Raw genomic sequence first — 22,048 nt, forward strand, 5'->3', positions numbered from 1 at the left:
CCTGCCTGGTTAAAATCCTGCTTCACTCATGCTTACAGTTTTCGCCGCATTCGGACGGACAAAAACCAAAACCGTCATTATAGTCACAAGGTTCTAAATGAATGATTACATCACAGGGAGCAAACTGAGCCTTTATAGTTATTTCGATTTCATCACAAACATTATGGGCCTGCTCAAGATACATATCTTTCTTAAGCACGATATGCATATCGATCAGGCGAAAGCTGCCGGACCGTCTGGTCCTTAGCCGGTGAAAGGCAATAACCTCCGGGTGCCGGTGAACAATGGCCCTGATTTCTTCCTCTTCTTCTGCGGGCAAAGTGACATCTGTCAATTCATAAATACTCTTCATCGTCATACTAAAACCAGCTTTAAACACGATAACGGCCACAGCAATGGCAATAATCGGGTCAAGCCAGTACAAGCCGGTCAGCTTAATAATTGCCAAGCCGACAAAGACACCGGCACTTGTCCAGATATCAGCCTTCAGATGCAGCGCATCGGCCTCCAAAGCCTGAGAACCGGTCAGGCGGGCCACATAATACAGCTTACTGGAAACCCAGTAATTAACAACGATGGATACCGCCATTACAATGAGACCGTATTCCAGATATTCCGGCATCTGGGGATTATTGATCCTGTCTATGGACTCATAAACAATCCACAGGGCTGCCAATACAATCAGCACTGCCTCAAATGCGGCTGACAGGTTTTCGATTTTGCCATGGCCGTACGCATGTTGGCTGTCAGGCGGCTTGCTGGCTTTTCTTACGGCAATGTAGGCTACCAGAGCGGCAATCAAATCGACGGCGGAATGGGCTGCTTCTGAAACAATACTAACCGCCCCTGTAAACAAGCCGACAATCAGCTTCAGCAGTACTAATAACGTGTTCGAGACAACCGATAGCCGTGCTGTTTGTTGCTTTAAATGGTTATAGTTAGTTTCCAAACCGTTCCCTCCAATTAAAATAAATAAAAAAAACCTGCGAGACGATAAGGTCCCGCAGGTTTTACCTGCTGCTTGCGCTGCCCGGCTGCACCGGCTTAGCCGGTCGCCTGTTCCTACGCTTATTATATTAGCACAGCAAACAAAATGTGTAAAATTCTTTAATAAAATTAGGATTCAGCTAACCGATCTGCACGACATGCTGCACCGGATACCCCAGCGCAGCCAAGCGGTCGGTTAGTGTTTTCACATCACCGATCTCGGCCCGGATAACCACCTCGTACTGATTATCCTCAGTAGGGAAGCTGACAAAACTGCCAATACTGACGCCCTGCTCTTTAAACACACCGGAAATATCATGAATAACACCTAAGCGGTCCGGAACGATCAGACTCAGGCGGGTTTTGCCCTGCGGTAAGCCCATGGCATCGACAAAGGCTTTAAAGATATCGGTTTCTGTCAGAATGCCGACTACAGCCTGATTATCATCAATAACAATTAAACCACCGATTTTATTGTTATACATTAAGAGCGCCGCTTCTTCCACAGTAGCATCGGCATTTATTGTTAACACCTTTCTGGTCATAATGTCTTTTACCTGCATTTTAGCCAGGAGATAGTTAAGTTCAAATACTGACAGCGATGTGGCCGGCGAAGCCGATACCTCCCGGAGATCCCGGTCAGTGACAATACCAACCAGCTTGCCATTGTCTACCACCGGTAAACGGCGGAATTTGTTGCTGCGCATAATCTGCAGCGCATCCACAATCGTCATGGCTGACGTAATAGTAGTGGGGTTGGCTGTCATTCGTTTGGATACGATCATAGCATACACTCCCCTGCATATGTATTGTTATTGAAAACGGCTTTACTATCCGGGCGGTTGGTTAACCGCCCAGATACGCCTTCCTTATCTCTTCACTTGCCGCCAGTTCTTTGGCATCGCCTGACAAGATAATGCGCCCGGTCTCCAGAACATAGGCTTTATGAGCAATCGACAATGCCATATGGGCATTTTGTTCAACCAAAAGTATGGTGGTTCCGGTTTGATTGATATCCTTAATAATTGAGAATATTTCTTTAACCAGCAACGGCGCCAAACCCATCGAGGGTTCATCCAGCAGCAGAATCCGCGGGCGGCTCATTAGGGCCCGTCCCATCGCCAGCATCTGCTGCTCACCGCCGGATAAGGTGCCGGAAAGCTGACTGCGCCGCTCACCTAACCGGGGAAACCGGGAAAACACATTATCCATATCGGCTTTAATCTCTTTGGTGTCAGAACGAAGATAGGCGCCTAATTCAAGGTTTTCAAGCACCGACATATGGGCAAAGACACGCCGGCCTTCCGGAACCTGGGATATGCCCATTTTAACAATATTTTGCGCAGCCATACCGGCAATATTTTGCCCCTCAAAAGATATTTGACCTGTTTTCGGCTTCAAAAGGCCGGAAATAGTCCGGAGCGTAGTGCTTTTACCGGCCCCGTTGGCACCAATGAGTGTAACAATTTCCCCCTGATTTACCTCAACACTAATCCCTTTGAGCGCATGAATGGCACCATAATATACATTAATATTATCAATTTTTAACATAACCATAATCTAAACCTCCTCACCGAGGTAGGCCTCGATAACCCGTGGGTTATTCTTAATTTCCTGTGGCGTTCCCTGGGCAATAATACTGCCATAATCAAGAACATAGATCCGCTCGCAAACCCCCATGACCAGGCTCATATCATGCTCGATCAACAGGATGGTAAGATTAAATTCCTTCTTTATCCAGCGAATCATTTCCATAAGCTGCTGAGTCTCCTGGGGATTCATCCCGGCAGCCGGCTCGTCTAACAATAGTAATTTAGGCTGAGCAGCCAGCGCCCGGGCAATTTCCAGACGGCGCTGTTCACCATAGGGGAGATTTTTGGCAATTTCATCTTTTTTATCTGCCAGTTGAAAAATTTCCAAAAAGCGAACAGCCTTCTCCTCAATCTCCGCTTCCTCCAAATGATAGCCGCCAATACGAAAGAAAGATGCCAGAAGGCCATACTTTACATGAAAATGATAGGCAATTTTTACATTGTCAAGAACCGTAAGATCGGAAAACAGCCTGATATTCTGGAAAGTACGAGCAATTCCCCGCTGGGTAATCTGGTATGGTTTGAGACCGACAATACTTTGGCCGTCAAACTCAATCTGGCCTTCTGTTGGCTCGTACACCCCGGTTAGGAGGTTAAATGCCGTCGTCTTGCCGGCGCCATTAGGACCAATAAGCCCCACCAGTTCACCTGGAGCAATATCAATCTCGAAATTAGAGACCGCCCTCAGACCGCCAAAAACTTTTGATAGCTTAGTTGCCTTGAGTAGAGCCATGTTTCTTACCTCCTGTCAAGCGGCCTAGCATCTTCAGGCTTAACTCTTTATTGCCAAACAGGCCCTGCGGCCGGTACAACATTAAAATAATGAGCATCAGCGAATAGATAATCATCCGCCACTCGGGGTAGCTGGCAAGCGCCGCTGACACAAAGGTCAATAATACAGCGGCTGTAATACTGCCTGATATGCTGCCAAGACCACCCAATACCACCATTGTCAAAATGTCAAACGATTTCATAAACGTAAAAGATGCCGGATGGGCAATATAAAAATAATGAGAGAACAAAGAACCGGCCACACCGGCAAAGGCTGCCCCCAGGGTGAAAGCCAGCACCTTATATTTTGTTGTGTCAACTCCCATGGCTTCGGCAGCGATTTCATTCTCGCGGATCGAAATACACGCCCGGCCATGGGTCGAGTTAATAAAATTCTTAATGACAAACACCGTAAATACGGCAAGTCCAAACACCCAGGTAAAGTCAGTATAACGGGGAATACCCATAAACCCTGACGCTCCGCCAACATAAGAAATATTGAGGATACAAATCCGGATGATTTCACCTAAGCCCAAGGTCGCAATAGCCAGATAATCCCCATTTAACCGCAAGGTTGGCAGGCCGATAGCAAAACCTAAAATCCCGGCGGCAAATGCACCGCCTACTATCGCCGCAATAAAAGGAAGCTGCAGCTTTACAGTCAATACGGCACTAAAATAGGCGCCAACAGCCATAAATCCGGCATGACCGATCGAGAATTGCCCGGTAAAGCCGTTAATCAGATTAAGGCTTACAGCCAGAATAATATTGATGCCAATCAGGATAATATTGAGCTGCCAGAAAGGTCCGATTACATCAGTAAATATCAGTCCTTGAACAACGGCATAGGCTATTATACAGGCCGCTAACCCCATAAGATCTGTTTTAGTTTTTTTTCGTAAATTCATGGCCTGTCACCTACACTTTCTCCCGGATATTTTTACCCAAGAGACCAGCCGGTCTCCACAGCAGAATAATAATCAAAATCCCAAACGCAACTGCGTCCCGGAAGGTTGAAGACCAAAAGCCGCTGACCAGCGCTTCAATAATTCCCAGAAGGGTGCCGCCAAGCATGGCGCCGGGAATGTTGCCAATGCCGCCTAAAACGGCAGCAACAAAGGCTTTAAGGCCTGGCATGATCCCCATCAACGGATCAATCGAGTTATAGTAAATGCCAACAAGCACACCGGCCGCAGCCGCCAGCGCCGAGCCAATAGCAAAAGTAAAAGAGATTACCCGGTCAACATCAATCCCCATAAGCCGGGCAGCATCGGTATCAAAAGACACAGCCCGCATCGCTTTTCCCATTTTGGTTTTGTGTACGACATAGGTCAGAATGACCATTAATAGCAGGGATACCACTAAGATAACCACTTGCTGGCTGTTTATAATCAGGCCCCCGACATTATATATCTCGGCAGTAAAAACTGCCGGGAAAGTCCGCGGCTGAGGTGACACCAGCAGCATTCCGCTATACTCTAAAAACAGGGATACGCCAATAGCCGCGATTAAAATCGCAATTTTAGGCGCACTCCGCAGAGGCCTGTAAGCTACTTTTTCAATTGTCATACCGAGAATCGCAGCAGCAGCCATTGAAAAAAGCAACGCCGGAACAAAAGAAAACTTAAATACAGATGTGGCAAAAAAACCTGCATAGGCGCCCACCATGTATATGTCTCCATGGGCGAAATTGATCAGCCTGATTATACCGTAAACCATGGTATAACCCAGCGCAATGAGCGCATAAATGCTGCCCAGGGAAATACCATTAATTAATTGCTGTCCGAATTGTACAATTAAGCTTGAGGAATCCAATGCGCTCTCCCCTCTCCATTTCAAAAAATATTATTATATATTGAAGGGCCGGTTGGTCCGGATGGCCGGGAAAATCCCGGCCACAGGGAACGCAACATCACCCTAACTTAGGGATTTACCTTCTCTTTGAAGGTTTTCTGGCCGTCTTTCATTTCAATAATTACGGCACTCTTAACCGGATCATGGGTAGCATTGAAGGTAATTAAACCGGATACGGCCTGATAATCCCTGGTTTTGGCCAATTCGTCCTTAATTTTTACAGGGTCGGCGCTGTTTGCCCGTTTTATCGCTTCGATCACCATCATAGTGGCGTCATAGGATAAGGCGGCAAAAGCATCAGGCGTCTGGTTATATTCTTTCTTATAAGCTTCGACGAAGGTTTGCACCGCCGGGCTGTTATCGTCAGGCGAATAATGATTGCTGAAGAAACTGTTGTTTAACGCCTGGGCACCGCCTATTTCCGGCAATTTAGCCGAATCCCAGCCGTCTCCTCCCAGAAAGGGAACAGTAAGGCCAAGCTCGCGGGCTTGCTTTATGATCATGCCAACTTCCTGATAATAACCGGGAACAAATACGACATCAGGATTCTGCGATTTAATTTTAGTTAGTGTTGATTTAAAGTCAGTATCTTTTGCTAAATAAGCCTCGCTGGCTACGATCTGCCCGCCATTTTTCTCAAAGGTTTCTTTGAAGAACTGGCCTAAGCCTTTAGCATAGTCGCTGGAGTTATCAATATATATAGCAGCTGTCTTGGCCGAAAGTGTTTTCTGGGCAAAAGTAGCCATAACCGAGCCCTGGAACGGATCAATAAAGGCAGCGCGGAAGTTAAACTCACGTACCTTACCGCTGTTAGGGTCAACAGTTACTTTGGGATTTGATGCAGTCGGGCTGATAGCTAATACCTTGTTGTCGGCATTGACCTGAGCCGCAGCAATCACACTGGACGAAGCAATCGGGGCAATGACAGCAACTACCTTATCCTGGGTTACCAGCTTTTGCATAGCATTGGCCGCTTCAGCCGCTTCACTTTTATTATCGGCTACAACTAAAGTAAGCTGTTTGCCGAGCACACCACCCTTGGCATTTACCTCTTTAATTGCCAGCTTCGCGGCATTAGTTGCCGACTGGCCAAAGGTAGCGTTGCCGCCGGTCATCTCCAGATTGGCACCGAGCTTGATTACGTCTGCCTGCTGACCACCGCCGCAACCGGCAACGAGACCAGCCACCATCAGCACACTCACCATTACACTTACCAACTTTGTAAATCTTGTTTTTGACATGGTTTCCCCTCCCAAATATCAAAACTGGATACTGTGGTGCAAACATTGCAGTACAGTATCGCCCCCTTGTGTTGAGACCCAGACAGCGTAAAGGCAACAGATCTCAACCGTTGTTAGTGCTCGCATGTCCACTAACAACAACTACTTGTTTCGCATACAGTGTAATTATAGGGGCCTTGTCCATCTCTGTCAATACTTCCAGCACAGTACATCTCACTATTTGTCCACGGAGGAGAGACTTTATTTGCATTACTGTTATTAAAAAGGGATAAGGCCTTTGGCCTTACCCCTTGTACTCCATCGTACACGGTCGAGCTTATTGTCGCATTATTTTTAATTATCCATAAATTAGGGATTGATCTTTTCTTTAAAAGATTGCTTACCATCTTTCATTTCAATGACGACTGCACTTTTTACCGGATTATGATTGGCATCAAGAGTAAGGATACCGGTACTTACCTGCAGGTTTTTCGTCTGTTCCAGAGCATCGCGGATTTTGGCCGGGTCAGCGCTGCCGGCCCGTTTGATTGCGTCAATGATTACCAGGCCGGAGTCATAGCCGAGAGCGGCCAGAGCACTTGGCTCCTGCCCGTATTCCTTTTTGTAGGCTTCCACGAATTTTACTATATTAGGGTCCTTATCCTGCGAGGAGTAGTGATTACTGAAAAAACCGTTGTTAAGCGCAGCGGCACCGGCAATATCCACCAGCTTGCTGTCATCCCAGCCGTCAGTCCCCAGCAGAGGAACAGTAATCCCCAGTTCACGGGCCTGCTTAACAATTTTTCCTACTTCCTCATAATAAGCCGGGATGAAAATAACATCAGGATTATTGCCTTTAATTTTAGTCAAAGTAGCTTTAAAGTCGGTATCTTTCTGCAAAAATCCTTCTTTAGCTACGATCTTGCCGCCGGCCTGCGTAAAAGCTGCTTCAAAAACCTCAGCCAGGCCTTTAGAGTAATCTGAGCTATTATCAATATAGATAGCGGCTGTTTTGGCATTTATTGTTTTGCTGGCAAAATCAGACATTACTTTCCCCTGAAAAGGATCGATGAAACAGGCGCGGAACGCATAAGGCCGCACTTTGCCATTATCAACGGTAACCTTGGGGTTAGTCGCGGTCGCCGTAAGTACCGGAATTTTATTATCCTGGGCAATTTGCAGAGTAGCCAATACATTCGAGCTGGATACAGGCCCGAGCACAGCTACGACTTTATCCTGAGTTATCAGTTTGGTGATTGCATTCGCAGCTTCAGCGGGTTCTGATTTGTTGTCAGCCACGACAAAAGTAAGCTGTTTTCCCAGCACACCGCCAGCGGCATTGGCTTCTTTAAATGCCAGCTTAATACCATTGGCTGTTTGGTTGCCAAAATTAGCAATACCGCCGGTCATTTCAAAATTACCGCCAATTTTAATATCCTTGGCATCGGCAGTTTGAGATGACGATGCACCGCCGCAGCCTGCCACCAGGCCGGCCAGCATGGTGAGCGCCACGGCTAAACTGATAAATGTCGACCACTTTTTACTCACGGTAAATCCCTCTTTTCTCCTCAATCTTCTTTTAACTATGCACAAGGGCATGGGAAACAATCTGTCTGGCTGGTGTAAGAGAGAAAAGCTTACTATATGTAATAAAACTCCAAATCAGATCCTTCCGGGGTTTACAGTTTGCATAAAACCACAAATCCTCATGTTCCCCAGTCGCAGATATTTGTGTGCATATGTCTGTGAATATTATTATATTGGCAAGTCCAGCGACCTGTCAATACGTTTTTTTCAACACTTGTAATTTTACTGTTTTTACCGAATGGATTAAAGTACACAAAACATAAAACATCTCCGCCTTTTGTCCTAGCAGCGGAGATGTTTTATGTTATCGATAAAACCGGATTGGTTCGGCGTTAGTGTCCATGCTCCAGACACCACAGGGGCAAATGCCGGCACAAATACCGCAGCCAATACATTTATCCTGGTCAGATAGGTACTCTGCTCCCGCTTGGCCGGGTATCCTTGTAATGGCATTCTCTGGACAGGACTTCAAGCACATATGGCAATCCCGGCAGGTACCACAACTGATGCAGCGGTTATAATCATCATTGGCTGCAGGCACATCACAGCTATGACATTTTTTGAAATAAGCAGTGCTCATTCTGTCAGGCGAAATCTTCAGCTTTTGGACAGCAACATAACGGCTGTTACGCAGGTAAGCATCGGCCGCCAGCGCCGCCTCGCGGCCAGCCCCGATGGCATCCACCAGCCTGCCGGGGCGAATGGTATCGCCGGCAGTGAAGATACCAGAGCCAACACTATAATCAGCAGCCGGCTTTAGGCAGCCGCGGTCAAATGCAAAGCCGTCAGGCATGAAGCCAAGATCCGGCGACTCGCCGATGGAGATGATCACTGTATCGCCTTTAATCAACTGCCCATCCTGGGTTATAATGCCTTCAGCCGTTACTTCTTTAGTAACCACCGGCCAGAGAATCTCTCCCCCCAGGGCCTGCACGTGGGCAATCTCATGTGCAAATGCCGCCGGGCGCTGAACATCAATACAGGTCACCTGTTCGGCCCCCAGACTGTAGGCGCCGACCGCAACATCCATCCCGGAGTTGCCACAGCCTATTACAATGACCTTCTTGCCGATAGCAGGACGTTCACCCCGGTTTATCGCTTTGAGGAAATCTAACCCCTTGACCAGACGTTCGTGTCCGGGCCAGGAGATCACTCGCGCAACATGAGCGCCTGTAGTTACTATTACTGCATCATAACTGTCTTTAATAGAGGAAAACTTTTCTTGGTCAACAGGTACGCCTGTTTTAATGTCGACCCCCATTTTCTCAATCCTGGCAAGTTCCTGCGCCAGTATGGCCTGTGGCAGGCGTGTGCGGGGAATAACCTGCTCCATTTTGCCGCCGGCTTTGGTATCAGCTTCAAATACCGTTACGTCATGCCCCAGCCGTGCCAACTGCCAGGCAGCGGTAAGCCCGGCCGCACCGCCGCCAATAACAGCGACCCGCTTGCCTGTCTTAACTGCAGCCCGCTCCAGGTCCACCTCGGCCGAATAACTGCCCAATTTCCCGATTTGCGCAGAAATATCAACAGCCTTCCGGGTACATTCATCCATGCATAAGTTCGGACATACCGAGCCGCATACCGAGCCGGGGAAGGGTGTATATTCAAGCACTAAGCGATAAGCTTCATCGATCTTTCCTGCCCGCAGCAGATTAAAACGCTGTTGGGAAGGAATCGAGGCTGTACAGTTAAACTCGCAGGGCGCGCTGTATTTGGCATTCTCCCACACAGGAACCCGCCGGCGGTATACACCGGTGGCGATGGCGCCGATAACCGCAAAATCATCATCACAGACATCGCCAAAGATACTGCCAGGCACCCAGGTACCGGTCCGAAAAGCATTTATATTCGTGTTCGCCTTTTTCGGGCGTTCATCATAAGAAAGAGGAACTACTTTCTGCCATTCACTCCACACAGTCAGCTGACTGCGTATTTCCTGCCGCCCGACAGCAGCCAGAAAATCATCCATTTTACCCTCAAGGTAGGCAATATCGCCGGCATTTAGCGCCAGTATCTTAGTATCCTTCGCCGATATTCCCCGGGCTCGGCCCCGGAAATAAACAATACCGCCGACCATCCCCGTACAGGCGCGGTCGCCTAAAACAGATTCAAACTGATCACTGTCGTAGCCGCACACAACGGCAATGCCGCCCCCCATGAATTCAAAGGCAAAGCTGCCCACATTTTTCAGCACCCAAAACTCAGGCGCCTCATATAAGGGGTCATGTTTCATCAGCGATCCCGAGCGGGTTCCGGCCCGGCCCCCAACATAGATACTGCCGGCAGCGGCGCAATGAGCCGTGGTATCTCCGCCGTCACCCTTAACAATAATCCGGCCGCCGGCATTAAGCCAGCCGACATCGGCCGAAGCTGAACCCTCCACAATAATTTCGGTACCAGGCAGGCACATAGAGCCCACACGCTGCCCGGCATTTCTTACCAAAAACTTAAGGGGCTTGCCTTCCGGGTGCCACAGCGGCCCGCCAATATCGTGCTGGCCTGACGCTTCAATATGAAACTCTGTTTCGCCCCCGGCTAGCGCCGCATTGACGCTCTCTAAGAGTTCTTGCGTTGACATCCGCTTATTGCCGTCAATTGTATTTATTGTTAACATGCGCATTCCCTCCTAGCATACGTATTGGATAGCCAGCTTGTCAGCAATCGCTCGGTCCGTAGTTACCAGCGCATCCGAGCGGCCAACAGGCAGCGAGCTGTTGCCGACCGGGGCCATGAGTTTTTTAAGTTCGCTGTCTAAGGCCAGCATGTAGTCAACAATGTTCTGCGCCGCTTTGTCTATATCCAGCCGTTTAACCAGCCGCGGGTTTTGCGTACAGATCCCGGCCGGGCAATTGCCGGTATTGCAGGCATTGCAGCGCCCCAGTTCATTCCCCACACAGCCGCACAGCTGGATGAGGATTTTACCCAGGAATATGCCATTGGCCCCAAGGCAGATCATTTTGAACGCATCTGCCGCCGCATTACCTGTCAGCCCAAGACCGCCCCCCGCCCACAGGGGGATCTGGCCCTGACGGCCCTGTTTAACGGCAGCCAGGTAGCATTCGCGGGTTTTGGCTACTACCGGATGGCCCGTATGGTCAAGGGATACTTCATTGGCGGCACCGGTCCCTCCCTGAATCCCGTCCAGGAAAAATCCACCGCAGATTTTATACGGGTCTCGCAGCAGGTTATTATAGACAGATACCGAAGTGGCCGAAGCTGCGCATTTAATAGCGACAGGAACGCGGAATTTGAAAGCTGCATTCATCGACATAAACATTTTCTGTACCGACTCTTCAATCGAATACAACCCCTGGTGATTAGGCGGCGATAACAGGTCGGCCTTAGGCACGCCCCTGATGGCCTGAACCGGCTTAGATACCTTAGCGGCCGGCAGCAGCCCGCCGTCACCGGGTTTTGCCCCCTGGCCGATTTTAATCAGAATACCGGCCGGATCGGCCTGCATATGCGGCATGGCCTGCACAATACGGTTCCAGCCAAAATGACCGGAAGCTATTTGTAAAATCATATATTTTAGATACTCAGACCGTAAAAGCTTAATCGGCATCCCGCCTTCGCCCGAAGACATCCTGACAGGCATGTTATGCTTCTCATTCAGATAAGCGGTTGCGATGGCCACCGCTTCCCAGGCCCGGGTGGAAAGGGCACCAATCGACATATCACTGAAGAGGACGGGGTAAATCCAGTTAACAGGCGGTGTATGCCCGCTCAGCTTAAGCTCATTGCCATCAGAGGTGAGCGGCAGCTCATTTGGCAGCAAAACACGGCCAAAGGGTGCCAGAATATCAAAAGTATGACGTTCCGAGTCCAGGGCCGGGTCAGTCATCTGCGAAATACGGCCGACAACAATTTTATCCAAAGTCCGCTCATTATTGCCAAGATTATTACGACCGCCCCGTTTTACCGTGGCCCCGCCACTGCGATTGAGATAGTTAATCCGCGAGTCAGGATTGCGCACCGGTTTAATCGCATTATTGGGACAAACCTTTTCGCACATGCCACAGCCAACACAGGCATTGGCAACAACTGCCCGCTGTTTAATTACCGGTATTGCCAGATGGCGCTGGCTGGGTTCGGGCTGATGCCCTGTAGAAACAGTCACCGACCGCCGTTCCATAGCCGCCTCAATGGCATTAAACGTACATGCGGCAACACAGCTGCCGCACATGGTACAGCGCTCACTGCTGTATTGCAGCTTCCACGGCAGATCGTTCACACTGACGTCCTGTACTTTTACTGCTTCCATCGTTCTACCTCCAAGTCCGGGGTAATAACCACAACTTCCCGTTCATTCGGATAAATATCCTGTTCCTGGTTACGTTCCGGCATGATCTGATTAAGGCCGCAAACCTCTGAGGAAATGGCAATCATCGTGCCGTCACTGCCAACCACAACAGGCCGCAATTTCTTGGAATCACAACAGGTTACCATCCGCCCGTCAGGCAGCATGGCAATAATTGTATTAGGCCCGTTAATTTCCAGATGACCTAGCGACTGGCGAATTGCGGTTAATTCACGGTGATCCGGCCGTTTGGCAATTTCATCAAAAGGCAGTGGCGTAATGACATGTTTATAATATTTAATTGGCCATTTCAGAACATTAAGTACATAATGCAAAGTATAAAGAAAGTTCTGTGAATCGGACTCAAAACCAATATAGCCGCGGTGCAGAGGTTTCTGATATTCTTTATTTTTTGTATAAAAGGTATTTTCGCCGTTTGCGCACAGGGTATAGCCCTGCAGAAAGAACGGGTGCGCGGCATAGCGTACAATTTCATAATTCGTATTCTGACGGCACTGAACGACAATATTTTTGGCCATAAGTTCGCCGGTATTATCCCACAGTTTAAAATAGACAGCGATATCGCGGGGATCACCGATTTCCTTCAGTGTCAAAACATCAGGCCAGAAAGAATACACATAGCCCTGATCTTCATTCTCCAGCAGCACCCGCAGGGCCAGCCGCGTATCTAACAGTAATTCTTCCTTGGCCTCCTGGGTGGCCGTACGATAATATTCCGGATAATCATAAACGCGGAATATATAATAAGGCATGGCTTTAATATCTAATCCGGGCTGCCGGACACCGCGGGGGATCCATTCAAAAAGCGGCGTAAAGTTATTGGTTTCCATGAAATGCTCTACCAGCGCCGCCCCTTTTTGGGTACAGGCCAGAGACAGTAATGGTTTATCCTTGTAATTGGTGAAAACCCCGGCAAGATCTTGCATAACCATGGCAAAACCGGAGTTATCGTGCCCCTCCTGCTGAGGCAGCATCAAATGCAGCGCCAGCGACGGATGAAATGCTACTTTGCTTTTTATAGCCCCTATTCTACACATCCTACTCTCCCACCCTCTTCTATCGGCTGCTGCTAACGCCCGCTTGAACATTCTCGTCAGCCATATATTTAATAAGGAATAAGAAAAGACTTGGCTTGTGCCAAGTCCCTCAGGACGCCGGCAGAAGCCTCAGTCGTTCTTACTTATGATCAGAAACCGCTATCCTTTCTGATCATACAAAAAAAAGCCCAGCGCGAAGATACCCATCCCTTGGGACCTTCCGCCGGGTCTTTTATACCCACGGTGTAGTGCGTGCCACGCTGCACCTGTGCCGCTTGGTCCAGACCGCTGTAGCAGCGCGGAACCCTAGACACACTCCCTCAAAACATATGTGCATTCCCAAAACACCGGAATGTACAATATATGTTTTGAGTTTAATTATAAAAACGAATCGTTTTGCTGTCAATATGCAAATTTAAAGTAAGTTTATTCTGATAAATCCAGAATTCTACGGCTAGGATAGCGAACATCGCCTTCTCTGATTGTATATTTATTCATATCAAGATATTCAATTAACGGCACTGCAATCTTGCGCGAAGTGTTCAGTATATCCCGTAACTCTGACACTGTGAGCGTCTTGTGACCTTGAAAATGTTTGTGAATAACCTGTACAATGTACTGAATTGTTTTGCGGTATACAAAAATATCGCCAACCTTTACAAGCACCCCGGCCCGCGTTAGGGTGTCATGAGCAGCCTTAGATTTTTCGGCCGGCAGGACTAATTTTTGGGCAAGTAACGCCGGGCTAACGTTTTCCAGCCCCATATTGTCCAAAGCTACTACCGCCTGCTCAATAAGCTCCTGCTTCCAGCCGCCATGTTTATCGGCATGACTCTTAAGCGCAAGATCGCCGCCGGAAATTACCAATATGCCCCTGCTTAGCCATACTGCCAGCAAGGTTTCAAAGCTCTTATCCGTAAGCAGCAGCTTTTGCCGGATTATTTCTTTAGATAAGCCATTTCGTTCCGGCTGAGTTTTATGATACTCTTTCAGCAGGCCGGTAATGGCCCTGGTTTGCTGATCAAATACCTCAGCCGCTATATATGTCCCGTCCAGACAATGTATTCTTTTGCGGGCCGTCAGTTTATCAATGCTTTCATCTACAGCTTTATCAGACAGATATCCGCTTTGCTGCCGGATTTCCGCCCTTGCCAGCAATACGCGGCTTTCAGCCAGGCGCTGATAAACAGCTTCAGACAGATCGGCGGCCGCCACCGCTGACGCCAGCGCCGCCCGGCTGGCGCTAAGGCGCCTTGTCGCCCGTCCCGGGGCTATCAGGGTAACGCCTCCCAGCAGATGCTGCGGTGAATACAGCCTGATAATGCCCCGGTCACCACTGCCGGCGGCCAGCGGTTGTTCTAAAATTAGCCGCATCAGGTGATGAGAGGTTCCCTTAAAAGCATAAATTCTGCCCAGAAATTCACCTGTTCCCAAATGCAGTCTGACGCGCAAACCACTCTCGACGGCCTGCAGCCAATCGGCGGCCACATCCCAGATCTGGCTGACCTCTCCCCGCTCAACCGCACTCAGGCTCATGCCCCGGGTAATCTGATCCAGCTCCAGCCCGGCTAAATTAATGGCCGCACGCTGGCCGGCCACAATTCCGTCAACCTTAGTACCATGCCACTCCAGGCCGCGCACCCGTACAAACACTCCTGCCGGATATAGCTTGAGGGTAGCACCGACCTGAGCTTGTCCGCTTAAAACGGAGCCAGTCACTACAATACCATGCCCTTTAATGGTAAAGGCCCGGTCAATCCATAGCCGGAAAGGCGCATTACAATCTCGAGCCGTTAACCGGCCTGCTGTTGCAGCCAGTTTTTCCCTAAGTTCCCCAATACCTTCGCCGGTGTGCGCCGATACCCGGCAAAAGGGGGCATCTTTAAAAAAAGTCGGCTTGATAAATTCTCTTATCTCACTCTCGATCAGTTCCAGCCATTCGTCATCAACCTTATCTATTTTATTGACAACGATAATACCCTGTTGGATTCCGTATAATGCAAGCATTGCCAAATGTTCTCTGGTTTGGGGCATAATACCTTCATCGGCGGCTATAACCACCAGCGCCAAATCAATACCGCCTGTTCCGGCCAGCATATTTTTTAGAAACCGTTCATGCCCGGGTACATCCACAATCCCCGCCACCACCTTGGCCCCCAGCGGCAAGGTGGCGAACCCCAAATCAATTGAAATTCCCCGTAGCTTTTCTTCCTTCAGCCGGTCGGTATCCATTCCCGTCAGCGCCCTGATCACAGCCGACTTGCCATGGTCAACATGGCCGGCGGTGCCAATGATAACACACTTCAAGCTACTTTCCCCCTGACTCGTACCTCAAGGTACTAAAAGCCGCAGCAATCACCGCCAGGTCCGGCTCGTCTAAACAGCGCACATCCAGAATCACCCTGTCGTCCTGTATCCGGACAACAATCGGGATATCCCTTTGCCTTAGACTGCTTTCCAAGCACCCGGCGCTTATGCCAGGCAGGCTTACTGCCACACCATAACCCGGCAGCACGGCTGCCGGCAAAGCTCCGCCTCCCGCCGGCGAGTCTAGCCCTACCACCTGGCAGTCAAGCAGCTGGTTCTGCTGAGCAAGCAAATGATAAAGACGTTCAGCCCGCTCTTTTAAGGTCTGAGGTGTTGCCGTCAGCATTGCCAGCACCGGAATATCCTGATAGGGATTACCCACTAAATAGTCCTGCAGGGTTCCTTCAAGAGCTGCTAATGACAGCTTATCAATGCGAACAGCCCGCAATAGCGGCTGCTTCTTCATTAGCTGGATATACTCTGCCTTACCGGCAATAATCCCCCCCTGCCCGCCTCCCAGCAGTTTGTCACAACTAAATGTAACCACATCAAACCCCAGGCTCAGCTGCTCGCTAACTGACGGCTCGGTCTGCCCGCCTACGGCTAATGACCTAAGCGTGCCACTGCCCAAATCCTCTATAGCAGGCAAATTGTGCTTGTGGGCCAACGCGGCGAGCCCGGCTCCGTCTGGCTGAGACGTGAAACCGACAATACAATAATTGCTGGTATGTACTTTGAGAATCGCTGCCGTATTCGGGCCGATAGCCTGTTCATAATCGGCCAAATGTGTTTTATTAGTGGTGCCAACTTCAACAAGAACGGCGCCACTTTGTTTTAAAACATCAGGAATCCGGAAAGAACCGCCAATTTCCACCAGCTCGCCCCGGCTGACAATAACCTCCCGTCCCCGGGCGACAGACGCTAAGACTAATAATACCGCCGCTGCGTTATTATTAACGATAAGTGCATCTTCCGCCCCGGCCAGCCGCCGCAGCTTTGCTGCGACATGCTCATATCTGCTGCCTCGCTCGCCAGATTGTATATTGTATTCAAGAGTGCTGTAGCCTGTCATAATGTTTGTAACATTTTCCCTAGCCCGCCGGCTAAGCGGTGCCCGTCCCAGGTTGGTATGCAGCACAACCCCCGTAGCATTAATCACTTGCCGCAAGCTGGAACGGGTCTGGCCTGCAAGTATTTGTCCGGCCGTTGCAACCAGAGCCTCAGGGCTTACCTCTGCGCGTTCTCCCCTGACTAATGCGGTCCGCACCTGGTCAGTGGCTTGGCGCAAGCTGGCGATCATTACATTGCGGGGATACTTATTCAGATCAGGGTCGACGGCAGCAACAGCAACCAGGCGGTCAATGGCAGGTATGGAACGCAGCTTCCTATTATCCACACTCATGTAGTCTATCCCCCCAACAGTTACTTGTTCGTGTTACATACCATAACACGTCTAAGCTATCCGCCAATGATTTTTTACAGGCAGTCCTTGCTCCAGAACGAAACTAGGCGATAACCTGTTGCTGGTACTTTCCTCTTTCTTAAAACCGATGAAATAGTTTGCGTAGATTTTTTCGCAAGGCAAAGCGGAGGAACCGCACATAGCGGACATAGGTAAGGCGGCGCCAACGCAGCAGGGCGGGAAAAGATGCGCAAACTATCATTAGATATAAGCATTGTTAAATTTTTCTTATTTTATTCCCCTTTTGCCGGGAAAATTCCTGCTAATGCGTATAGATTTAGCACTACTGACACATAATGGTAATATCAAATATCTTACCGGGAGCTGTGGCATGCTAAATAATATTTTAAATTTTCCAGGCCTGAATAAACTTTCGCCGATCAAACAACCCCCGCCGCCGCCTGAACCTGCGCAGGAATCGAGGTTCAATATTGCCCAGCCTAGCGCAGTATACGACTTGGCAATGTCTGTGCGTACCCTTGTCCAGGATGCCAGGAACGAAGGGCGCGACATTGTCGTCCTCTGCATCGGCACCGACCGCTCGACAGGCGATTCCTTAGGTCCGCTGACAGGAACTAAGCTTAAAAATATTAATTTATTTCCCCATATCTATGGCACGCTTGATGATCCGGTCCATGCCACTAACCTGGAGACTATGCTCAAATCCATCAACACTACTTTTACAGCCCCCTTTGTCATTGCTGTGGATGCCTGTTTAGGAAAACTGGAGAATGTAGGTTATGTTACATTGGGAAAAGGCTCGCTTAAACCAGGGGCTGCAGTGAACAAAGATCTGCCACCGGTCGGCAATGCCTATATAACCGGCATTGTCAATGTCGGCGGTTTTATGGAGCATTTGGTGCTGCAGAGTACCCGCCTGAATTTGGTCATGAAAATGGCGGATACCATCGCCCATGGTTTATCATTTGGTTTAGGCCGCCCCCAGCTTCACAAGCAGTAACGTCGGCAATAAAAGCAACAGGCCTTGCAAGCCGGTACTGCCCCTTAGCTAGTAAAAGCTAGTTTTCTAGCAGATAAAAAGGCTTGACATGTAAAAAACCAGGATACTAGAACTAGTATCCTGGTTTTTCAGGTTATTGTTATTCATCTTCACTGCCAGCCGACTCCTTCAGCATCTGGCAGGCGCCGCGGAATACCGCGCCCTCATTAATAGTTAAAATACCAACCTTAATATCCCCGTATACCTTGGCTGTGGGCAGTAATTCCAATTTATCCGATACCTCAATATTGCCGGAGATTGTGCCGGCAATAATTGCGTTACAGGCTTTTAATTGCGCTTGTAACCGGCCACTTTCACCAATTACAACATCACCAACAGTAACAAGTTCTCCCTCGTGCTGGCCGTCAATACGGATTGTCCCCTGCGAGGTAATGCTCCCCTTGAATGAGGTATCACGTCCGAGAATTGTTCCCACCTGTTCGCTCATCATGCTAGTTGCCTGTTTCTTGCTGCCAAACATGGTTGCGGCTCCTCCTTATAAGAAACTTGACGGATTAACGGCCGTCCCGTTTACACGGACTTCATAATGACAATGCGGCCCGGTGCTTATACCGGTATTGCCCATATAAGCGATAGTTTCGCCTTTTTTGACTTTTTGGCCCGGTGCAACCAGCAGTTCCGAATTATGTCCGTAAATTGTAGCAATGCCGTTGCCATGATCAATTTCAACCATTTTCCCATAGCCGCCATACCAGGTACTGTTGACAACAACGCCATCAGCAGTGGCAACAACCGGCGTACCGGTATCATTGGCAATATCAATCCCCGGATGCCAGTCGCTGCCCCACCCCCAAGGCGAACTGCGCCAGCCAAAACGGGACGTAATATCACCACTGGTCGGCCAAATAGATGGAGTGGCTGCCTGGCGCTCATTTTTCTCGACCAGGGAATTTTTTAAATCCAGCAGGCTTTGTTCCCTTTCTTGAACCGACGCTCCAAGCTCTTTCACCAGATTACTCAGTTCATGAATGCCGGGTTTGCTTTCAGGTCCCCCTTGGCCATTATGATTTCCCACCCTAACTGGCGCTGAGCGGGAAATAGCAGTCGATTCATCACTATTTACCAGGCGGCGTAAATCAGCATCCAATTGATTCAGGCGGGCCATATCCTCCTGTAGCTGAGCTGTCGTTTTCGCCAGCTCCTCTAATTGTGAATACTGTTTGCTATTTTCTTCCCGCAGCTGTGTCAGTTCCACCTTTTCCTGGTTGGCAATATGAGCCTGATAACGATAATTAAGCATCGTCCCAGACAGTATTATAAGACAAATACCCAGCGTTGCGGCTGCATATTTGACAGTTTTAATTGGTATGCGCACACTAAATACAGATTTGGCATGATGAGGCACTATCATCAGAGTATATTCACGTTTGTCAGGTTTTGGCATTTTTAGCTTCAATACTTATCACCCTCTTAAAAACATTGTCTTTTTTATGCCTAATTGGATATTATTCGCCAAAATCTGCAAAAATCCTGCCATTTTATCAACTTTTTTCCAATGCCTTATGCAATGCGCTTTTTTCTTCTTCTGTCAGGTAATATGTAGAATCGCCCTTAATTACTGGTTTTGCGTAAACCCGGGACTCATTCCGTCCATAAATACTGGACAGCACCACCCCTGTTTTATTGCCGTCAAGTAAGGCCAGGGCAAAGCTTAGGTCACTGCCAGTATCTTCAAAAGCATTAAAACGGACAACACCGACATACTGAATCGAGGCAGCAGCAATTGTGGCTAGACGGCGGCAGTCGCCCTCAAGGCGGTCAACCTTTTCTACAGCCAGCCGGACTTCTTCAACATGCTGAACCAGTAACCGCTCGATATTAACGCCATCCATACCGGCCATCATTTTTTTATACCGTCTGTTCAATCGGCTCAGCTTAGTATTAATATTGATAAAAACAATAAGAGCCAGAAAAATCAGCACCGTTAGCACCAGCAAAATATAAGGGAGATTGGGCGTAATGAATACAGTATACTGAGATAAATCCAAATTCAACATTGTATCACCTTTCCTCTAATCTGCGCAAACAAATAAAGAGATTACATAGGCGGCCAAAAATAGGCAATAATAGCAGCCGCAGGAATGGCTGGCAGCAAATTGGCCAGCCTGATTTTTTTTAGTTCCAGCATTAGTATGCTCACACCAACGATAAGAATGCCGCCAGTTGCAGTCATTTCCTTAATTACATTGTCGGACAGAACTGCACTGAAAAAACCGGCCAGCAAGGTAATCAGCCCCTGATACAGCAAAACGGATATACTGGACAACATTACACCGATACCCATACTTGAGGTAAAAACAATGGCTGTGATTCCATCTAACAATGATTTTGCATACAGCGTACTGGTGTCACCGGTCAAACCATCCTGAATTGCACCAACAACAGACATCGCCCCAATACAGTATACCAGGCTGGCAGTGACAAAACCGCGGCCGATACTGCTTTGGCCGCTGTCACCCTGGTTGCCAAGTTTCAATGACAGCCACCCGCCCAGTTTGTTAAGATAATGATCAATATTAAGGGCCTCGCCTATCACTGCGCCAATTGCCAGCCCTAAGATAACAATAAGCATATTCTCTGTTTTAAATGCCATTTGTAAACCTATGACCCCAACAGCCAATGCCATTCCCTGCATAATCGTATTTTGATATTTCGCAGGTATGCCCTGTTTTAATGCCAAACCCAGACCGGAGCCGACAAGAACGGCGGCCGCATTAACGATAGTTCCTTTCATTGCCGCAAACCTCCCTGCAGCGCCAGCGCCCTTACGGCGGCAATTACCTGTTCTATCTCCGCCTGTGTATTGAAATAACCCGGACTCAGCCGCACAGTGCCTGTTTTAATCGTACCCAATGTCTCATGGGCCCAGGGGGCGCAATGCAAGCCGGCGCGGCAGGCGATGCCATATTCTCTGTCAAGCGCATGGGCTACCAGCCCACTGTCCTTGCCTGCCAGCGTAAAGGATACCACGGCGGTACGTCCGGCAGCACTTGCAGTTCCATAAAGCTTTACCGTTGCAATATCTTTTAACCCTTCCAGCAGTAATTGCGTCAGTGCCAATTCTTTTGCCTGTATATTTATTCTGCCTGTAGCCAGAATAAAGCGAACACCGGCTTTTAAGCCGGCAATTCCAGGTGTATTGGGTGTACCGCTTTCCAGCCGGTCAGGCATAAATTCCGGCTGCTTGTCAGATTCGGACAAACTGCCGGTGCCACCAACTCTAAGCGGAGTTACGCCAACTGTTTCATTTACATATAAGCCGCCCGTACCCTGAGGTCCCAGTAAACCCTTATGCCCGCTAAATGCCAGTATATCAATGCCCATTGCCCCCACATCAATCGCTTCAACCCCGGCCGTCTGCGCGGCATCAACTACCAGAACAACCCCCAGCCGCCTGGTCATCTCTCCGACCTCGGCCACCGGCATAATTGTGCCGGTAACATTGGAAGCATGGCTCATAATGACAGCTTTGGGCTTATCGCTGATAGCGGCCCGCATTGCAGTCATATCAAGCTGGCCATCGTCAGAACAGGGGATAATTGTGACGTGTACGCCTTTGGCTTCAACAAAACGAACAGCCCTGGCGACAGCATTGTGTTCCATGGCTGTTGTAATAATCCTGTCACCAGGACGCAATAGACCAAATACAGACATGCAGATAGCATCGGTAGCATTATGGGTAAACACAATCTGGTTCGGATCCTCAATACCAAATAATTCGGCAAGCCCTTCACGCGCCTCATATAATAACAAACTGGCTTGACGGGCCATACTGTGGCCGCCCCGTCCCGGGTTCGCCCCCATCAGGCGTAAGCAATTATCGACAGCCTGATAGACAGACTCTGGCTTAGGCCAGGTTGTAGCCGCATTATCAAGATAAATCAACACA

At 49.0% G+C, this 22,048-nt stretch carries 19 protein-coding genes and 1 riboswitch; of the genes, 1 reads left to right on the forward strand and 18 read right to left on the reverse strand.

Translation table 11 applies throughout. The annotated features are described in order from the left end of the window. Positions 1 to 22: 22 nt before the first annotated feature. From ACZ481_RS00490 to selA, 13 genes are all read right to left on the reverse strand, one after another. Positions 23 to 949, reverse strand: coding sequence for a cation diffusion facilitator family transporter (locus ACZ481_RS00490; protein ID WP_464768257.1), 927 nt, complete (start codon positions 947 to 949; stop codon positions 23 to 25). A gap of 45 nt (positions 950 to 994) precedes the next feature. Further along, positions 995 to 1,074, reverse strand: a riboswitch (NiCo riboswitch). A gap of 53 nt (positions 1,075 to 1,127) precedes the next feature. Next, positions 1,128 to 1,772 carry a CBS and ACT domain-containing protein gene (locus ACZ481_RS00495; protein ID WP_464768258.1) on the reverse strand — a complete coding sequence of 215 codons (645 nt, stop codon included), beginning with the start codon at positions 1,770 to 1,772 and terminating at the stop codon, positions 1,128 to 1,130. Between the two features lie 61 nt (positions 1,773 to 1,833). Beyond that, entirely contained in the window at positions 1,834 to 2,538 is a 705-nt protein-coding gene (locus ACZ481_RS00500; RefSeq protein ID WP_464770695.1) for an ABC transporter ATP-binding protein, read from the reverse strand. Between the two features lie 9 nt (positions 2,539 to 2,547). Then, the gene (locus ACZ481_RS00505; protein ID WP_464768259.1) at positions 2,548 to 3,312 is read right to left on the reverse strand and encodes an ABC transporter ATP-binding protein; all 765 of its coding nucleotides are present in this window, start codon (positions 3,310 to 3,312) and stop codon (positions 2,548 to 2,550) included. Beyond that, positions 3,290 to 4,258 (reverse strand): branched-chain amino acid ABC transporter permease, encoded by a 969-nt coding sequence (locus ACZ481_RS00510; RefSeq protein WP_464768260.1) that lies wholly within the window; start codon positions 4,256 to 4,258, stop codon positions 3,290 to 3,292. The genes ACZ481_RS00505 and ACZ481_RS00510 overlap by 23 nt, the downstream gene beginning before the upstream one ends. 10 nt (positions 4,259 to 4,268) lie before the next feature. Further along, positions 4,269 to 5,165, reverse strand: coding sequence for a branched-chain amino acid ABC transporter permease (locus ACZ481_RS00515; RefSeq protein WP_464768261.1), 897 nt, complete (start codon positions 5,163 to 5,165; stop codon positions 4,269 to 4,271). A gap of 107 nt (positions 5,166 to 5,272) precedes the next feature. Then, on the reverse strand, positions 5,273 to 6,445 hold the full coding sequence (locus tag ACZ481_RS00520) for an ABC transporter substrate-binding protein (RefSeq protein ID WP_464768262.1): 1,173 nt from the start codon (positions 6,443 to 6,445) through the stop codon (positions 5,273 to 5,275). Between the two features lie 348 nt (positions 6,446 to 6,793). After that, complete coding sequence (locus ACZ481_RS00525) at positions 6,794 to 7,924, reverse strand: ABC transporter substrate-binding protein (protein WP_464770696.1); 1,131 nt, start codon at positions 7,922 to 7,924, stop codon at positions 6,794 to 6,796. Positions 7,925 to 8,315: 391 nt separating this feature from the next. Beyond that, positions 8,316 to 10,625: an FAD-dependent oxidoreductase gene (locus ACZ481_RS00530; RefSeq protein ID WP_464768263.1), complete on the reverse strand. Its 2,310-nt coding sequence runs from the start codon at positions 10,623 to 10,625 to the stop codon at positions 8,316 to 8,318. Between the two features lie 12 nt (positions 10,626 to 10,637). Beyond that, on the reverse strand, positions 10,638 to 12,275 hold the full coding sequence (locus tag ACZ481_RS00535) for a glutamate synthase-related protein (protein ID WP_464768264.1): 1,638 nt from the start codon (positions 12,273 to 12,275) through the stop codon (positions 10,638 to 10,640). Next, positions 12,263 to 13,369, reverse strand: coding sequence for a class II glutamine amidotransferase domain-containing protein (locus ACZ481_RS00540; RefSeq protein ID WP_464768265.1), 1,107 nt, complete (start codon positions 13,367 to 13,369; stop codon positions 12,263 to 12,265). The genes ACZ481_RS00535 and ACZ481_RS00540 overlap by 13 nt, the downstream gene beginning before the upstream one ends. Before the next feature lie 426 nt (positions 13,370 to 13,795). After that, on the reverse strand, positions 13,796 to 15,676 hold the full coding sequence (gene selB, locus ACZ481_RS00545; RefSeq protein WP_464768266.1) for a selenocysteine-specific translation elongation factor: 1,881 nt from the start codon (positions 15,674 to 15,676) through the stop codon (positions 13,796 to 13,798). 1 nt (position 15,677) lies between these two features. After that, on the reverse strand, positions 15,678 to 17,078 hold the full coding sequence (gene selA, locus ACZ481_RS00550) for an L-seryl-tRNA(Sec) selenium transferase (protein WP_464768267.1): 1,401 nt from the start codon (positions 17,076 to 17,078) through the stop codon (positions 15,678 to 15,680). 391 nt (positions 17,079 to 17,469) lie between these two features. Between selA and yyaC the strand changes: the two genes are divergently transcribed. Further along, complete coding sequence (gene yyaC, locus ACZ481_RS00555; RefSeq protein WP_464768268.1) at positions 17,470 to 18,099, forward strand: spore protease YyaC; 630 nt, start codon at positions 17,470 to 17,472, stop codon at positions 18,097 to 18,099. A gap of 139 nt (positions 18,100 to 18,238) precedes the next feature. On the opposite strand, the gene ACZ481_RS00560 is transcribed toward yyaC, so the two are convergent. From ACZ481_RS00560 to ACZ481_RS00580, 5 genes are all read right to left on the reverse strand, one after another. After that, positions 18,239 to 18,619: a bactofilin family protein gene (locus ACZ481_RS00560; RefSeq protein ID WP_464768269.1), complete on the reverse strand. Its 381-nt coding sequence runs from the start codon at positions 18,617 to 18,619 to the stop codon at positions 18,239 to 18,241. Positions 18,620 to 18,634: 15 nt separating this feature from the next. Beyond that, positions 18,635 to 19,399: a M23 family metallopeptidase gene (locus tag ACZ481_RS00565; protein ID WP_464768270.1), complete on the reverse strand. Its 765-nt coding sequence runs from the start codon at positions 19,397 to 19,399 to the stop codon at positions 18,635 to 18,637. Positions 19,400 to 19,640: 241 nt separating this feature from the next. Then, the gene (locus ACZ481_RS00570) at positions 19,641 to 20,156 is read right to left on the reverse strand and encodes a DUF4446 family protein (RefSeq protein ID WP_464768271.1); all 516 of its coding nucleotides are present in this window, start codon (positions 20,154 to 20,156) and stop codon (positions 19,641 to 19,643) included. Between the two features lie 41 nt (positions 20,157 to 20,197). Continuing rightward, entirely contained in the window at positions 20,198 to 20,893 is a 696-nt protein-coding gene (locus ACZ481_RS00575) for a DUF554 domain-containing protein (RefSeq protein WP_464768272.1), read from the reverse strand. Continuing rightward, entirely contained in the window at positions 20,890 to 22,044 is a 1,155-nt protein-coding gene (locus ACZ481_RS00580) for an aminotransferase class V-fold PLP-dependent enzyme (protein ID WP_464768273.1), read from the reverse strand. Before ACZ481_RS00580 ends, ACZ481_RS00575 begins: the two co-directional genes overlap by 4 nt. Between the last annotated feature and the right edge of the window lie 4 nt (positions 22,045 to 22,048).

This window comes from Sporomusa intestinalis, assembly GCF_055383785.1.

What these genes read in the sequence shown, in the direction of transcription:
- ACZ481_RS00495 (WP_464768258.1), bottom strand. Translation starts at nt 1,772, where the DNA reads ATGATCGTATCCAAACGAATGACAGCCAACCCCACTACTATTACGTCA.
- ACZ481_RS00500 (WP_464770695.1), bottom strand. Translation starts at nt 2,538, where the DNA reads ATGTTAAAAATTGATAATATTAATGTATATTATGGTGCCATTCATGCG.
- ACZ481_RS00505 (WP_464768259.1), bottom strand. Translation starts at nt 3,312, where the DNA reads ATGGCTCTACTCAAGGCAACTAAGCTATCAAAAGTTTTTGGCGGTCTG.
- ACZ481_RS00510 (WP_464768260.1), bottom strand. Translation starts at nt 4,258, where the DNA reads ATGAATTTACGAAAAAAAACTAAAACAGATCTTATGGGGTTAGCGGCC.
- ACZ481_RS00520 (WP_464768262.1), bottom strand. Translation starts at nt 6,445, where the DNA reads ATGTCAAAAACAAGATTTACAAAGTTGGTAAGTGTAATGGTGAGTGTG.
- ACZ481_RS00525 (WP_464770696.1), bottom strand. Translation starts at nt 7,924, where the DNA reads ATGCTGGCCGGCCTGGTGGCAGGCTGCGGCGGTGCATCGTCATCTCAA.
- ACZ481_RS00530 (WP_464768263.1), bottom strand. Translation starts at nt 10,625, where the DNA reads ATGTTAACAATAAATACAATTGACGGCAATAAGCGGATGTCAACGCAA.
- ACZ481_RS00535 (WP_464768264.1), bottom strand. Translation starts at nt 12,275, where the DNA reads ATGGAAGCAGTAAAAGTACAGGACGTCAGTGTGAACGATCTGCCGTGG.
- ACZ481_RS00540 (WP_464768265.1), bottom strand. Translation starts at nt 13,369, where the DNA reads ATGTGTAGAATAGGGGCTATAAAAAGCAAAGTAGCATTTCATCCGTCG.
- selA (WP_464768267.1), bottom strand. Translation starts at nt 17,078, where the DNA reads ATGAGTGTGGATAATAGGAAGCTGCGTTCCATACCTGCCATTGACCGC.
- yyaC (WP_464768268.1), top strand. Translation starts at nt 17,470, where the DNA reads ATGCTAAATAATATTTTAAATTTTCCAGGCCTGAATAAACTTTCGCCG.
- ACZ481_RS00560 (WP_464768269.1), bottom strand. Translation starts at nt 18,619, where the DNA reads ATGTTTGGCAGCAAGAAACAGGCAACTAGCATGATGAGCGAACAGGTG.
- ACZ481_RS00565 (WP_464768270.1), bottom strand. Translation starts at nt 19,399, where the DNA reads ATGCTTAATTATCGTTATCAGGCTCATATTGCCAACCAGGAAAAGGTG.
- ACZ481_RS00570 (WP_464768271.1), bottom strand. Translation starts at nt 20,156, where the DNA reads ATGTTGAATTTGGATTTATCTCAGTATACTGTATTCATTACGCCCAAT.
- ACZ481_RS00575 (WP_464768272.1), bottom strand. Translation starts at nt 20,893, where the DNA reads ATGAAAGGAACTATCGTTAATGCGGCCGCCGTTCTTGTCGGCTCCGGT.